The following is a 14,537-nucleotide window of genomic DNA, read 5'->3' as shown; positions in this document are numbered from 1 at the left end:
GCTCCCGCCCTGTTTTATGCTGCCCGCCTGCTGAAGGTATCAGCCTTCGTTGTGCAGCTCGAGGTTTTCGACTTCGTTCTGCCGCTGAAGCGCTTTGGCATCATCATTACGCAGCGACTCGAGATACTCCAGATATTGCTGATCGACATCTTTCGTCACGTAAATGCCGTTGAACACCGAGCACTCAAATTGTGCAATGTCCGGATTCTCTTCGCGAACCGCTTCGATCAGATCGTCCAGATCCTGGAAGATCAGCGCATCGGCTTTAATCAGCTGGCGAATCTCTTCCACTTCACGGCCATGCGCAATCAGTTCCGTGGCGCTGGGCATATCGATACCGTAGACGTTCGGGAAACGAATTTCCGGCGCCGCTGACGCCAGATAAACCCTTTTTGCGCCCGCTTCACGCGCCATCTCAATGATCTGCTCTGAGGTGGTACCGCGAACAATAGAGTCATCCACCAGCAGCACATTTTTATCACGGAATTCGGCGCGGTTAGCGTTGAGCTTGCGGCGCACCGCGCTGCGGCGTAACTGCTGGCCCGGCATGATAAAAGTACGGCCAACGTACCGGTTCTTCACGAAGCCCTGGCGATAGGGTTTGTCGAGAATACGTGCAATTTCCAGCGCGATATCGGTGGAGGTTTCAGGAATCGGAATCACAACGTCGATATCGAGATCTTCCCACTCGCGCGCAATTTTCTCACCCAGTTTGGTGCCCATACGAACACGGGCGCTGTAGACCGAGATTTTGTCGAGGAAGGAGTCGGGACGTGCAAAATAGACATACTCGAACAGGCACGGATTGCTTTTCGGATTTTCAGCGCACTGACGGGTAGACAGCTGGCCAGCTTCAGTCACATAGACCGCTTCACCCGGTGCAACGTCACGGATGAACTCAAAGCCCAGCGTATCCAGCGCCACGCTCTCGGAGGCGACCATATATTCGGTGCGGCCATCAGCGATAACGCGCTTGCCCAGCACCAGCGGACGGATACCGTTAGGATCACGGAAGGCGACCATGCCGTGGCCGATAATCATCGACACCACCGCATAGGCTCCGCGCACCTGCTGATGCACGGCAGCAACCGCAGCAAAGATGTTATCGGCTGTCAGCGGATCGTTTTGAAAACGATCTAACTCCTGCGCAAAGATGTTCAGCAGGATTTCAGAATCTGAGGTGGTATTAACGTGACGGCGGCCCTTTTCAAACAGGTGCTTACGCAGCACGTGGGCGTTGGTCAGGTTACCGTTGTGCGCCAGGGTGATGCCATACGGGGAGTTTACATAGAATGGCTGCGCTTCAGAGGCACTGGAGCTTCCCGCGGTTGGATAACGCGCGTGACCGATCCCCATATTGCCCTGCAGACGCTGCATGTGGCGTGCTTCGAAAACGTCGCTGACCAGGCCGTTTGCCTTTCGCAGGCGAAAACATTTCAGCGCATCGATAGTACAAATGCCTGCGGCATCCTGCCCGCGGTGCTGGAGCACCGTTAACGCGTCATAGATCGACTGGTTGACCGGCATGAAACCGGTGATACCGACAATACCGCACATGTTGTCATTTCCTCATTAAGCCGCACTCCCGGTCACATCACCGGGGTAAAAAACTCGACGTGCTTTTCAGGTAATCAAAAAACCACCTGATTATATAACTGAACTCGGGAATGAGTTGAGACTGTTGCCAGTCCGGACTTTTGGAAAACCCAGTGAATGTATCGAGGAAGAACAGCAAAGCGGCTACGATCAGCACACCACGCAATGCCCCGAAACAGACGCCCAACACCCGGTCGGTTCCCGACAGGCCGGTTTTTTCCACCAGCGTGCCGATAACGTAGTTCACAATGGCCCCCACAATCAGGGTCGCCACAAACAGCACACCGATGGCGATACCGTTACGAACCAGTTCGTCGTCAAACCCTGTAAACCAGACTGCAAGGTAGGCGTAGTAATGACTGGCGACAAAAAACGCGCATCCCCAGGTAACAAGAGATAAGGCTTCCCGGACAAACCCACGGACCAGGCTGACCAGAGCCGAAAAACCAACTACCGCAATAATGACGTAATCAATCCAGATCATGAACTCTTCCAGCGCCAGTGCAATTGCACCCCTGCATCCAGTTCGGGGCGCATTCTAACAGAAAAAGAAAACGTTTGCGTAGCGGTTTTCTTTTTCTGCATCCATAAAAAAGGCGATGAAAAAAAACGCTATCGCCCGGGTGATTCTCAGCCGGACAGGCCGTTGAAAATCGTCAATTTTTTTCGCGGCAGCGCGCATTAAACGCGCTGTCTGAGGGGTAAAAGACGCTGCCTGTTACTGCTATCGGCAGCGCCAATCGCCCGTTTTAGCGGGCGCTGTAGGGTTTCACGACACCGCCCAGTCCTGAGATACTTTTCAGCTCGCCAACCGCACTCTGCATTTTGGCTTTCGACGCATCAGGCCCAACGTAAATGCGGGTGATCTGACCCTGTACCGGCGTTGAAGGCACGGTAAAGGCGCGATAGCCCGACAGCCGCAGCTGCGCGACAATCTCATTCACTTTGCTGGCGTTTTTCAGCGCACCTAACTGCACCACATAAGCCTGCCCTGCCGGCGCTGTCGTCTCTGCCGTTTTCGGCGGCTCTTCCTGCTTCGGCTGTTCGACCACTTTAGGCTGTTCAACCGGTTTAGGTTTAGGCTGCTCCACGACTTTTGGCTTCTGCTGTTCGACCGGCTTCTGCTTAGGCTGCTCTGTTACTTTCGGTTTCTGCTGCTCAACGACCTTCGGCTTCGTCACCGTCTGTGCGGGCACAGACTGATGGACCGGCGGCGGCGAGACCACTACCGGATCGCTCTCGTCTTCCGGTTGAGTCCGACCCTGCTCTGCCGTAGCGTTGGTTTTACCGTTGCCATTGCCATTGCTGCTGCTGACCGCATTGCCCGCGCCTTCCGGCGGCTGTGCCGGCAGCGACTGGGTTACCGGCGGCACCATTTCGCTGTCCTGCTGATCGTCAGGTTTCGGCACCAGCGGAATGGCGGCGAACTCCTCTTTGTAATGCTTTTTCTGACCATCCAGCAGCCCTGGCAGCACAATCACGCCAACGGCGACCAGAATAACGGTGCCGACTAAACGGTTCTGAAACTTACTTGCCACGTCCTTTCTCCGTTTCAATCGATTCCATGACCTGTGCAACGGTGTGGAATGAACCACAGACCAGCACAATGTCCTGCGGCGCTGCCCGCTGGCGTGCCTGCTGCCAGGCCAGCTCAACCGAACTAAAAGCCTCGCCCTGCGACAGGTTGTTCAGCAGTTGCTCAGCACTGGCGCCGCGCGGACCCTCAAGGGGCGCGCAGTACCAGGCATCGACCACCGGTGCCAGCGCCGCCAGCGTTCCGGCGATATCTTTATCATGCAGCATGCCCACCACGGCATGCACTTTGCCGCGTTTCGGCAGTGCCGCCAGCCGCGACGCCAGATACGCTGCCGCATGCGGGTTATGGGCGACATCCAGAATAACGCGCGGTGATTCGCTGAGGGTCTGAAAACGGCCTGGCAGCATCGCCAGCGGCAGGCTGGCGCGAATCTGCGCCTCACTGACCTCAAGCCCGGAGACCCGCAGCGCCACCAGCGCGGTCGCCGCGTTAGGCAGCGGCACCTGCGGCAGCGGCAGATCGTTCAGCTCACCCGTCGCATCACGCAGTGACCAGCTTTCTGTCTGCGCATGCCACGACCAGTCACGGTTGCGCTGCAACAGCTGCGCACCTTTTTCCTGTGCGACCACGGCAATACTCTGCGGCATATCCGGTTCACCCACTACCGCAGGTTTCCCCGCCCGGAACACACCGGCTTTTTCACGCCCGATGCTTTCGCGATCCGGGCCAAGCCAGTCGGTGTGATCGAGTGCAATGCTGGTGACCACCGCGACATCGGCATCCACGATGTTTGTCGCATCCAGCCGTCCACCGAGGCCGACTTCGAGGATCACGACATCCAGCTGCGCCTGGCGGAACAGATTCAACGCAGAGAGCGTGCCAAATTCAAAATAGGTCAGCGAAATATCTGCACGTCCGGCTTCAATCTCCGCAAAACTGGCGCAGTGCTGCGCTTCACTCAGCTCTTCTCCCTGAACCCGAACGCGCTCGGTATAGCGCACCAGATGCGGTGAGCTGTACACGCCAACGCGGTAGCCCGCGGCGATCAGCAGCGTTTCCAGGGTGCGACAGGTGGTGCCTTTGCCATTAGTACCGGCCACGGTAAAGACAAAAGGAGCGGGTTTCAGCAGGTCGAGACGAAGCGCTACCTGACGAATACGGTCCAGACCCAGTTCAATGGCCTGAGTATGCAGGTGCTCAAGATAATAAAGCCACGTGGCCAAAGGCGACGTGGCTTGGGGAAGGTGAAGATTGTCCATATGTCCCGTTTTGCTTATTTATACCTGGCAGGCTGCTGCTGCGGTATACGGTGCATTGGTAAGAGGTGCTTTGGACGCACCTCTCTATCTCCTGTCAGGCCTCGTTGCTTTCCGATTCAGTCGTCGCCGGAGCGGACTGTTCACCATCATGCAGCGGTGCCGGCAGGTTCATCATTTTTGCCAGCAGGCTTGCCAGTTTGTAGCGCATTTCCGGACGGCGAATGATCATATCAATCGCGCCCTTTTCAATCAGGAACTCACTGCGCTGGAAGCCCGGCGGCAGTTTTTCACGCACGGTCTGCTCAATAACGCGTGGGCCGGCAAAGCCGATCAGTGCTTTAGGTTCCGCGATATTGAGGTCGCCCAGCATGGCAAAACTGGCCGAAACACCACCCATAGTCGGGTCAGTCAGCACGGAAATATAAGGCAGACCGCGCTCACGCATTTTTGCCAGTGCCGCACTGGTTTTCGCCATCTGCATCAGCGACTGCAGCGCTTCCTGCATACGCGCCCCGCCGCTGGCGGAGAAGCAGATCAGCGGGCAGTTATCTTCTAACGCCTGCTCAACCGCACGTACAAAACGCGCACCGACCACAGAGCCCATTGAACCGCCCATAAAGGCAAATTCAAAGGCCGCCGCAACAACCGGCATGCTGTGCAGCTGACCTTTCATGACCACCAGCGCATCTTTCTCACCGGTGTCTTTCTGGGCCGCGATCAGACGATCTTTGTACTTTTTGGAGTCACGGAACTTGAGCAGATCTTTAGGTTCAAGTTCACTACCCAGCTCAACCATCGTGCCCTGATCGAGGACACTGCCGAGGCGCTCACGGGCGTGCATCCGCATGTGATGGTCACACTTCGGGCAGACCTCAAGATTACGCTCCAGCTCGGCGCGGTAGAGCACCTGACCACAGCTGTCACACTTGGTCCAGACCCCTTCCGGGATACTGGCTTTGCGCACAGGCGTTCCGGTGCTTTTATTAAGAATGCGTTCAATCCAGCTCATTGATGACCTTTCTGTTTAAAACTGACCTGGTCCAGTCGTCTTGATACTGCTGAAAACCGCTTCAGCAGACGGTAAATGTCGCTCATTAAACCACAACCTGTTCAGACTGTGGATAAAAATCTGGTCTTACCCCTGAGCGCAGCCTTACGGCTGCTTCTGCTGCTTAGCCTGACGGCGATGACGCCAGACTTCAATCACACCTGGCAGAATCGAGACCAGGATAATGCCCACAATCAGCAGCTTCAGGTTTTCCTGCACCACCGGCAGATCGCCAAACAGGTAGCCGGCATAGGAGAACAGCAGCACCCAGAGCAGCGCACCCGTTACGTTGAACAGCGCGAAGTGGCGATAGGACATATGGCCCATACCGGCAACAAACGGCGCAAAGGTTCGCACGATCGGCACGAAGCGCGCCAGGATAATGGTTTTTCCACCATGACGGGCATAAAACGCATGGGTTTTATCCAGATGGCTGCGACGGAAAATCTTCGAGTTCGGGTTACTGAACAACCGTTCGCCAAACAGGCGGCCAATGGTGTAGTTCACTGCATCGCCCAGAACCGCGGCCACCACTAATAATGCCACCATCAGATGCACATTAAGATCGTTACCCGGCAACGCCGCCAGTGCGCCCGCCACAAACAGCAACGAGTCACCCGGCAGGAAGGGCGTCACCACCAGACCGGTTTCGCAGAACAAAATCAGGAACAAAATAGCGTAAATCCAGATACCGTACTGTGCAACCAGTTCGGCAAGATGCACATCAATGTGCAGAATAAAATCAACCAGAAAATGGAGAAACTCCATGGCGCGCCCTTTTAAGTCCTGAAAGTGAATTAATCCGCGAGGAACAACGGTCCCATCGACGGCTGTGGTAACGCAAAGTGGGATGGGTAATCCACCGCCACCAGATACAACCCCTCTGCCCGGGCTGTGGCTGCGGCTAATGTCCGATCCTTCGCCGCCAGCAGCGTTGCCATCCATGACTCCGGCTTATTGCCGCAGCCTATCTCCATCAGGCTGCCCACGATATTGCGCACCATGTGATGCACAAAGGCATTGGCTTTGATATCCACAATCACGTAGGGACCCTGACGCGTCACGTTGAGGTGAATCACGTTGCGCCACGGTGTACGCGACTGGCACTGCACGGCTCGGAATGAGGTGAAATCATTCTCGCCTAACAAACACTGCCCGGCGCGCTGCATCTTCTCTGCATCCAGAGGATGGTAAAAGTGCGTCACGCCCTGCGCCAGCACCGCCGGACGCAGACGCTGATTGTAGATCAGGTAGCGATAGCGTCGGGCCGTGGCGCTGAAGCGGGCATGAAATTCATCCGGCACCGCTTTCACCCAACGCACCGCAATATCCGGCGGCAGATTAGCGTTGACGCCCAGCGTCCAGGCGCCATCAGGCCGCTGCGAGGTGGTCTCGAAATGGACCACCTGCCCCGTCCCGTGTACGCCTGCATCGGTGCGGCCAGCACAAAAAATGCTGACCGGATGATCGGCGACTTTCGACAGCGCGCGCTCAACCTTCTCCTGCACGCTGCGGACTTCATTCTGACGCTGCCAGCCGTAGTAATGGCTGCCGTCATACTCGATGCCGAGCGCCAGTTTTTGCGTCTGACCATCGGACATGGTTACAGATACTCCTGAACCAGTTTCTCAGCGGTTTTCACCGCCATCAGCGCGCCGCCAAAACGAATGTTGTCCGCCACTGACCAGAACTGCAGCAGTTCGGGGATACCGTAGTCGTTGCGCACAGCGCCGATGCTCAGTTCGCCGTTGCCTGAGGCATCCGTGACCGGCGTCGGCACTTCATCCTCTTCGCTCAGACGAATATCTGACGCCAGCGCCAGTTCGGCACGCGCTTCTTCAGCAGAGAGCGGGCGCAGGTTTTCGATATGCACAATCTGCGCATTACCGTAGAACACCGGAGCCTGTACGCTGCTGACCGCAATCGGTAAGCCTTCGTCCTGCAATACCTTACGCACCTGATCAATCAGGCGACGCTCACTCTCCACGCTGCCTTCTGCGTCGGCCTGTTGTGGCATCAGGTTAAACGCCAGCTGACGACCAAAATGGTGTTCATCGGCCGGAAGACCGTTCAGCAGGCGGGCACTTTCCCCGGCCAGCGCATCGACAGCCACTTTGCCGTAGCTGGAGACTGAGATCAGGTTAGTCACCTGTAAACGACTCAATCCGGCCGCATCCACCAGCGGTTTAATTGCGGTCAGCAGCTGGCTTACCAGGTTGTCCGCCACGCTGATGATGTTGCGATTGCGATAATCTGCCAGCACCTGCGGATTCACATCCGGCACCACCAGCGGCACATCGGGTTCCAGCGCAAACAGCTCGCTGCTGTCGATTACCAGACAACCGGCATTGGCCGCTTCCTCGGCAAAGCGCGCAGAGGCGTCACGTCCCGCCACGAAAAAGGCCAGCTGCGCCTGTGACCAGTCGAACGTCTCCGCATTTTCGACCCGCACCGAGCGGCCTTCGAAACGTTTGATTTCGCCCGCGCTGTTTTCGCTGGCCAGCAAATATAATTCACCAACCGGGAACTGGCGTTCCGCCAGCAGTTCCAGTACAGCGTTCCCTACTGCGCCTGTCGCGCCAAGTAGCGCAATATTCCAGCCGTCAGACATGTTGGTTTACTCCAGACAATGACATAAAAACAGAAGGCGGTGATATTCACCGCCCAGGGATTCAGATTTATCCCCGTCGTCTTTCACGTTGCATCTTTGTTGGCTGCGTTCACTCACCCGAATCACTTACCTGAGTAAGCGCATCGGGATTCGTTCTCTTGCCGCCTCAATGCAACCCGAAATCCATTGGGTATATCCCCCCAGAACCCGCCGTCATGCAGACATGCCAGCAGCGCGCGCCTTCCGTTCACTGATTAATTCAGTGCGGAAACCGCGCCAGGGCGCCTGACCTGCAGCGCCCGCTATTCCGGGGAGATGATTGCGTTAAAGCCCAGCTGGTTCAGCAGCTCAGCGGTTGTGGCGTCATCGCAGTTCACCTGCAGCGATGACCACTCGCGGCGCTCCTGATACTGCTTGCGCAGGCGATCAAACTCGCCGGGTTTCGCCGCCACTTTACGCAGGGGGGCATCATCGCGGCGCACATCATACACCAGATGCGCCAGGCGTTTCAGCGTTGGCTGATCCAGCGGGCCATTCAGGGTGATTTCACTGAATTCCGGCACCGGCAGTAAGGTGCTGAGCGGCACCTGCTGCGGCTGACCAATAAAGTCGCACCAGGCTTCAAACACCTGGGTGGTGCCGCGCGCTTTGCCTTCCAGCGTGTAGCCCGCGATGTGCGGCGTGGCGATATCGACCTTATCCAGCAGCGCCAGCGACAGATCCGGCTCCGGCTCCCAGACATCCAGCACGACGCTAAGATCGTGCCGCATTTTCAGCACCTCCAGCAGCGCGCTGTTGTCCACCACCGGGCCGCGACAGGCGTTGATCAGAATAGTATTAGGCTTTAGCGCCATCAGCAGCGCCGCATCCGCCAGATGCCAGCTTTTATACGGGCCCTCTTTAAACAGCGGCGTATGGAACGTCAGAATATCAGCCTGCTCTGTCACAGCCTCCAGCGACAGGAAATCCCCCTCATCACCGCGATCGGCGCGCGGCGGATCGCACAGCAGGGTTTTGATGCCCCAGGCCTCAAGACGCTTTTGCAGTCGCCCACCGACGTTACCGACGCCAACGATGCCGACAGTGCGGTCACGCAGCTGGAAACCATCGCGTTCCGCCAGCAGCAACAGCGCAGAAAAAACATACTCCACCACCGCAATGGCGTTACAGCCGGGTGCGGCAGAGAACGCAATGCCCGCCTGCTGCAGCCAGTTCTCGTCGATATGATCGGTGCCCGCCGTGGCGGTTCCGACAAATTTCACCGGCTTTCCTGCCAGCAGGGCCTCATTAACCTGGGTGACTGAGCGCACCATCAGGCCATCGGCATCGGCCAGTTCAGCCACCGGCAGCGGACGCCCCGGCACCGCGACCACGTCGCCGGTACGGCTGAATAGCTCACGGGCATAAGGCATATTTTCATCGACCAGAATTTTCACCACGGCTTTCCTGTCAGTTACATATCAGGCAATTATTCTGGCACAAAGCGACGCGTTAGCCTAACCGCGCACGGTAGCGTTCGGGCGTGGTTCCCGCCTGTTGCTGGAACATCACAATCAGCGCCGAAGCTGAACTGTATCCCAGTTCATGGGCGATGCTCTGCACGCTTTCCCCCTGCTCCAGCAGCACAATGGCGCGCAGAAACCGCAGCCGCTGCCGCCACTCGCCAAAGGTCATATGAAGCTGCTGCTGGCAGCGCCGCGCCAGCGTCCGTTCGGTGGTAAAGACCCGCGCCGCCCAGCCTGCCAGCGTGGTGTTATCGCCCGGATGCGCTTCCAGCGCATGTAACACCGGCGCCAGAAATTTATCGTCAGAGGTGGGCAGATAACTCTCCTGTACCTGAGCCAGCTGCAGGCGATCGCGCAGCACCTCGCACAGCCGCCACTGCGCATCCGTTTCGGGTTGCTCGATTTGCTGCTCAGCAAACTCATCCATAATGGCATGTGCAATGGGATCGACCAGCAGCAGGCAGGCGCGCCGGGGCAGATCGGCGCATAACGGAGCCGCCAGATTAAAAGTACGGAACTGTGCCTGACGATGGTTATAGCTACTGTGAAGCTGACCCGGTGGGATCCAGACCGGAATATCTGCCGGTGTCAGCAATCGCTCACCCTCGACCTGCATCTCCAGTACGTGGCTTTTCACCATAATGAGCTGACCCCAGGCATGCGCATGCGGCAGATATTCGGTGCGGGCATTGGCCTGCTCATAACGCATAAAGTAGCGCAGTTGCGGCGCGTCAAGGGGCGGCTGGTAGATCACTTTCAGGGTCATTCTGTCCGCTCCACAACTAATTTTGTCCGATATTAACTATCTGAATAAATCCGGACAAGCGTACACTGCGCCTCATTATGGCGTGTGGAGAGTCAGCATGTTTTTCCTGTACCCGCTCTTTGCGGTAATAATCTGGTCGATCAACTCAATTGTCAGCAAACTCTCGGCGGATGCGATCGATCCGGCGGCGATCTCATTCTACCGCTGGTTACTGGCGCTGCTGGTGCTGACGCCCTTTGTGCTGCCCGGCGTGTGGCGCACGCGTCAGGTCATTAAACCGCACCTCTGGCGGCTGGCGATCCTTGGCCTGCTCGGCATGGTGCTCTATCAGAGTCTCGCCTACTACGCAGCACAAAGTGTCAGCGCACTCTTTATGGGCATTATCGGCGCCCTCATCCCCCTGCTCACCGTACTGCTGAGCGTGGTGATCCTGCGGATTGCGCCGACGCTGGGCATCCTGCTTGGCAGCATCATCTCCTTTACCGGTCTGGTGTGGCTGGTCAGTGAGGGCAACGTGATGCAGCTGCTGAATCACGGTCTGGGCAAAGGTGAACTGCTGATGCTGGCCGCCTCTGCCGCCTATGCGCTGTATGGCGTGCTGACACGCCGCTGGGCGCTGCCGCTGCCAATCTGGCAAAGCCTGTATGTGCAGATTTTATTTGGTGTCGTACTGCTGTTGCCTGGTTTTCTGCTGGCCCCCGAGGTGGCGCTTAACCGGCACAACCTGCCGCTGGTGGCCTTTGCCGGTCTGTTTGCTTCGATCATCGCGCCGTTCCTGTGGATCCACGGTGTGCAGCGTCTGGGTGCCAGCACCACCAGTATCTTTATGAATCTGATCCCGGTATTTACCGCGGTGATCGCGGTGATTTTCCTGCATGAGCAACTACACAGTTACCACTGGATTGGCGGTGGTCTGACGCTTGGCGGTGTGATACTGGCGCAGCGGCTGCGTACCCCCTTATCCCGCCGTAAACCGGTGAGCCACCCACAGGCCTGAATAGCGCGGCCGGCAGATTACGGGTAGCGGCTGTGGCGAGTGAGGGTACTGTTGAGGATGGCAGTGAAGAGAGTCTACAGCTGAAGCGTAAATCTCGCGCCGAAACGCATGTCCCCCGTGGGATTTCCCGGGGGCTTTTGCTATCATGGCCTATTCATTTTCCGGCGCACCCCACGCTGTTCTGTTTTCCCAAGGAATCCGCCATGCAACCACTCAGCGGCCCCGGTGTGCCGGTCGGCGATCGTTCATCTGTCAATCCGCAAACTGGCGTAACGCGTCACGGTTCAGTGGCCGGTGAACAGCCCCTCTCCCCTGCGCAGCGCACGACGTTAGAACGCCTGATCGTGCGTATCTCATCGCTCAGTAATCTTAAAGCGCCTGAACTGTGGGCGGGCGTACGCCATGAAGTGGGCGTAAAAAGTGAAGCGGAGTTGCAGTCGCGTCATTTTCCGGCAGCGGAACAGTACCTTAATGGCCGCCTTACGCAGACGCAAAATGGGCATGCCACACGCCAGCTGATGACCCAGCTCACCGATCTGCTGCCGAAAGGGAATAACCGTCAGGCCGTCAGCGATTTTATCCGTCAGCAATTTGGTCAGACCGTACTGAGCGCGCTGAGCCAGGATCAGCTGCGCCAGGTGCTGACGATGCTGCAGAACGGGCAGATGACCATTCCTCAGCCGCAGCAGATCCGCGTCAGCGATCGCACGCTGCTGCCTGCCGAGCACCATACGCTGAATCAGCAGGTGGTACGCCTGGCCGCTGCCACGGGCGAATCCACCGGTAAGCTGTGGACGGCTGCGCTGAAACTGGTGAATCTGACCAGCGGTGATCCCATCCCGTCGCGCCACTTCCCACTGCTGACACAGTATCTGCAGGTACGTCAGACGTTGAGTCAGCACAGCGCACCGACGCTGCAATTGCTGGAAGCGTCCCTGAAACAGCCGCTTGATCAGCAGGAGCGGCAGCAACTGGAGGATTACAGCCAGCAGCGTTTCCAGGCCACGCCGCAGACGGTGCTCACCGTAACGCAGACCCAGGATCTGCTGAACTTCCTGTTCAGCCGTCGCGCCGACCGGGCAGAAAAACTTCTCGAACAGCCGCTGGCAGCCAGCGAGATTAAACCGCAGCCGATCTGGTCGCCCTTTGTTGCGTCGCTGCCGCCCGCGATTCAGCCTCTGGCAGAGCGCCCCCTGCTGGGCTTCTTTGTCGCTCTGGTTGTCATCACCCTTTTGCTCTGGCTGGTCCTCTGAGTTAACAACCACAGAATGCTTTGGGCGCGGCGACTGGCCATTCGCCCGGTGCATCACCCCAGGTCAGCGGATGACCGTCACGTTTCCAGAAATCCAGCCCGCCAATCAACTCCTTCACCTGAAATCCCAGCGAGGCCAGTTTCCAGGCCGCTTTCGTCGAGCCGTTACAGCCAATGCCGTCACAATACGTGACATAAACTTTGCTGCGATCGAGCCGGGCCGTGGTAGTGGCATCCATCTCGCGATGCGGAAAGTTGATCGCGCCGCAAATATGCCCGGCGCGATAAGCCTCCGGTGCGCGAGCATCGATTACCACGATATCCGGGATTTGCCGCCCCAGATCTTCCGCCAGATCCCAGGCGTCGGTGTAAAAAGCGAGTTTTGCCTGCAGATAGTCGAGGCTTTGCTGCGGGGTGGCGGCCGGAATTCGTAAAACCGATGACATAGCGATTCTCCTGTTGTGGTGAGTCTGCAGTTTACGGCAAAGTGGACTGCTTACTGATACCCATTCCCCATCAGGTATAAGACCCATATGTCTTCACCGTTATTACAACTTTTCCAGCATCAGACCAGTGGCGGCGTGCGCGAGCGGCTCTGCTCTACCCTGCGACTGGCGATCAACCGGCACCATCTGCATGCTGGTCAGCAGTTGCCGTCCAGTCGGCAGCTGGCGCAGGATCTGCGTCTGTCACGTGTGACGGTGGAAGCGGCCTACGGACAGCTGGAAAGTGAAGGCTATCTGCGACGCGAGACCGGTCGCGGTACTTTTGTTGCCATCATCATCCCCACCCACTCATCATCATTTCCGGCCCGGCCTCAGCCCGTCCGTTTCTCGGCGCGGGGCCAGCAGGTACTGGCAACCGGTGGCTGTCAGGATCCCCCTTTTCCCCATGCATTCGCCGCCGGTTCACCGGAGTTACGCGCTTTTCCCCATGACACGTGGCGACGCCTCGGCAGCAGCGTGCAGCGTTCACTGGGCAGTGCCGCAATGGGATACGGCGATCCCTGCGGCTACCTGCCGTTACGCAGCGCACTCGCGGATTATCTGGCACTTTCCCGGGGCGTGGCATGCCAGCCGGAACAGGTGATCATTCTGACCAGTTCACAACAGGCACTGCAGTTACTGGCAATGATGTTCGTCGATCCCGGTGATGAGGTATGGATGGAGGAGCCGGGCTATCCTGGTGCGCGTAACGCCTTTCTGGCTGCCGGCGCACAGGTGCGCGGGATTGAGGTCGATGCCGAAGGTGCCATCCCCGCCAGCGGCAGTGCAAAACTGATGTATCTGACGCCATCGCATCATTATCCTACCGGCGTGACGCTGAGCCTGACGCGACGCCTGGCGTGGCTGGACTGGGCGCAGCGCAACCGGTGCTGGCTGATCGAAGACGATTATGACAGCGAATTTCACTACGACGAACGTCCTATCCCTGCGCTACAGGGACTGGATCGCCATCAGCGGGTGATTACGCTGGGCACCTTCTCGAAGTCGCTGTTTCCCTCCCTGCGGCTGGCCTGGATGGTGGTCCCGCCCGCGCTGATTACCCCCATAGGCCAGGCACGCAGCGTGCTGGATGGACACAGCGCCCTGCTGCCGCAGGCTGTCACAGCCGCCTTTCTGCAACAGGGACATTTCGCCAGCCATCTGCGGCTGATGCGTCAGCTCTATCACAGCCGTCGCGATCTGCTGCTGACGCTAATCGCTCAGCAACTGTCGCCGTGGATCACGCCGATTGTCAGCAGCGGCGGATTACAGGTAACTGTCAGACTGCAACAGGATGAAGCGCGATTAAGCGCATTGGCGGCTCAACAGGGTTTGCTGCTGCCGCGTCTGAGTCCGCTCTATGCCGGGCCTTCATCTCAGCAAGGCTGGATGCTGGGCTTTGCCGCACTGACGCCTGACGAGATTGTGGCAGGATGCGATACATTGCTGCGGCTGCTGCAGCGGGAGGGCTAAAACGGAGG

Annotated in this window: 14 protein-coding genes; 3 read left to right on the top strand and 11 right to left on the bottom strand. The window is 57.9% G+C overall.

Annotation, left to right across the window (positions count from 1 at the left end):
- Positions 1-39: 39 nt before the first annotated feature.
- The 10 genes from purF to OK412_RS01340 form a co-directional block, all read right to left on the bottom strand.
- Entirely contained in the window at positions 40-1,557 is a 1,518-nt protein-coding gene (gene purF / locus OK412_RS01385) for an amidophosphoribosyltransferase (RefSeq protein ID WP_010258001.1), read from the bottom strand.
- A 37-nt stretch (positions 1,558-1,594) separates the two neighbouring features.
- Positions 1,595-2,080 (bottom strand): colicin V production protein, encoded by a 486-nt coding sequence (gene cvpA, locus OK412_RS01380; protein WP_003854265.1) that lies wholly within the window; start codon positions 2,078-2,080, stop codon positions 1,595-1,597.
- A gap of 265 nt (positions 2,081-2,345) precedes the next feature.
- Positions 2,346-3,134 carry a cell division protein DedD gene (dedD, locus tag OK412_RS01375; protein ID WP_010671447.1) on the bottom strand — a complete coding sequence of 263 codons (789 nt, stop codon included), beginning with the start codon at positions 3,132-3,134 and terminating at the stop codon, positions 2,346-2,348.
- Positions 3,124-4,392 carry a bifunctional tetrahydrofolate synthase/dihydrofolate synthase gene (gene folC / locus OK412_RS01370; protein WP_264352599.1) on the bottom strand — a complete coding sequence of 423 codons (1,269 nt, stop codon included), beginning with the start codon at positions 4,390-4,392 and terminating at the stop codon, positions 3,124-3,126. Before folC ends, dedD begins: the two co-directional genes overlap by 11 nt.
- A gap of 94 nt (positions 4,393-4,486) precedes the next feature.
- Positions 4,487-5,401 carry an acetyl-CoA carboxylase, carboxyltransferase subunit beta gene (gene accD / locus OK412_RS01365; protein WP_064690256.1) on the bottom strand — a complete coding sequence of 305 codons (915 nt, stop codon included), beginning with the start codon at positions 5,399-5,401 and terminating at the stop codon, positions 4,487-4,489.
- Between the two features lie 144 nt (positions 5,402-5,545).
- Positions 5,546-6,208 carry a DedA family protein gene (locus tag OK412_RS01360; RefSeq protein ID WP_154210337.1) on the bottom strand — a complete coding sequence of 221 codons (663 nt, stop codon included), beginning with the start codon at positions 6,206-6,208 and terminating at the stop codon, positions 5,546-5,548.
- Between the two features lie 29 nt (positions 6,209-6,237).
- The gene (truA, locus tag OK412_RS01355; RefSeq protein ID WP_045139793.1) at positions 6,238-7,041 is read right to left on the bottom strand and encodes a tRNA pseudouridine(38-40) synthase TruA; all 804 of its coding nucleotides are present in this window, start codon (positions 7,039-7,041) and stop codon (positions 6,238-6,240) included.
- Between the two features lie 2 nt (positions 7,042-7,043).
- Positions 7,044-8,051 (bottom strand): aspartate-semialdehyde dehydrogenase, encoded by a 1,008-nt coding sequence (locus OK412_RS01350; protein WP_010257986.1) that lies wholly within the window; start codon positions 8,049-8,051, stop codon positions 7,044-7,046.
- 302 nt (positions 8,052-8,353) lie between these two features.
- Positions 8,354-9,487, bottom strand: coding sequence for a 4-phosphoerythronate dehydrogenase PdxB (pdxB, locus tag OK412_RS01345; RefSeq protein ID WP_033778724.1), 1,134 nt, complete (start codon positions 9,485-9,487; stop codon positions 8,354-8,356).
- Positions 9,488-9,542: 55 nt separating this feature from the next.
- Positions 9,543-10,322 (bottom strand): AraC family transcriptional regulator, encoded by a 780-nt coding sequence (locus OK412_RS01340; protein ID WP_010257982.1) that lies wholly within the window; start codon positions 10,320-10,322, stop codon positions 9,543-9,545.
- Positions 10,323-10,419: 97 nt separating this feature from the next.
- Here OK412_RS01340 and OK412_RS01335 point away from each other — a divergent pair, with 97 nt between their 5' ends.
- Together OK412_RS01335 and flk are read left to right on the top strand one after the other, a co-directional pair.
- Entirely contained in the window at positions 10,420-11,319 is a 900-nt protein-coding gene (locus OK412_RS01335; protein ID WP_010257979.1) for a DMT family transporter, read from the top strand.
- Between the two features lie 203 nt (positions 11,320-11,522).
- Positions 11,523-12,572: a flagella biosynthesis regulator Flk gene (gene flk / locus OK412_RS01330; RefSeq protein ID WP_010671443.1), complete on the top strand. Its 1,050-nt coding sequence runs from the start codon at positions 11,523-11,525 to the stop codon at positions 12,570-12,572.
- A gap of 1 nt (position 12,573) precedes the next feature.
- On the opposite strand, the gene OK412_RS01325 is transcribed toward flk, so the two are convergent.
- On the bottom strand, positions 12,574-13,017 hold the full coding sequence (locus OK412_RS01325; RefSeq protein WP_010671442.1) for a rhodanese-like domain-containing protein: 444 nt from the start codon (positions 13,015-13,017) through the stop codon (positions 12,574-12,576).
- Positions 13,018-13,104: 87 nt separating this feature from the next.
- Here OK412_RS01325 and OK412_RS01320 point away from each other — a divergent pair, with 87 nt between their 5' ends.
- Positions 13,105-14,529 (top strand): PLP-dependent aminotransferase family protein, encoded by a 1,425-nt coding sequence (locus tag OK412_RS01320; protein ID WP_010671441.1) that lies wholly within the window; start codon positions 13,105-13,107, stop codon positions 14,527-14,529.
- Positions 14,530-14,537 lie beyond the last annotated feature (8 nt).

This window comes from Pantoea sp. JV6, from assembly GCF_025910055.1.
GTDB classification, from domain to species: Bacteria; Pseudomonadota; Gammaproteobacteria; order Enterobacterales; family Enterobacteriaceae; genus Pantoea; species Pantoea agglomerans.
Note: the sequence above shows the minus strand (reverse complement) of the source record. Positions and strands in the feature narration are given on the sequence as shown.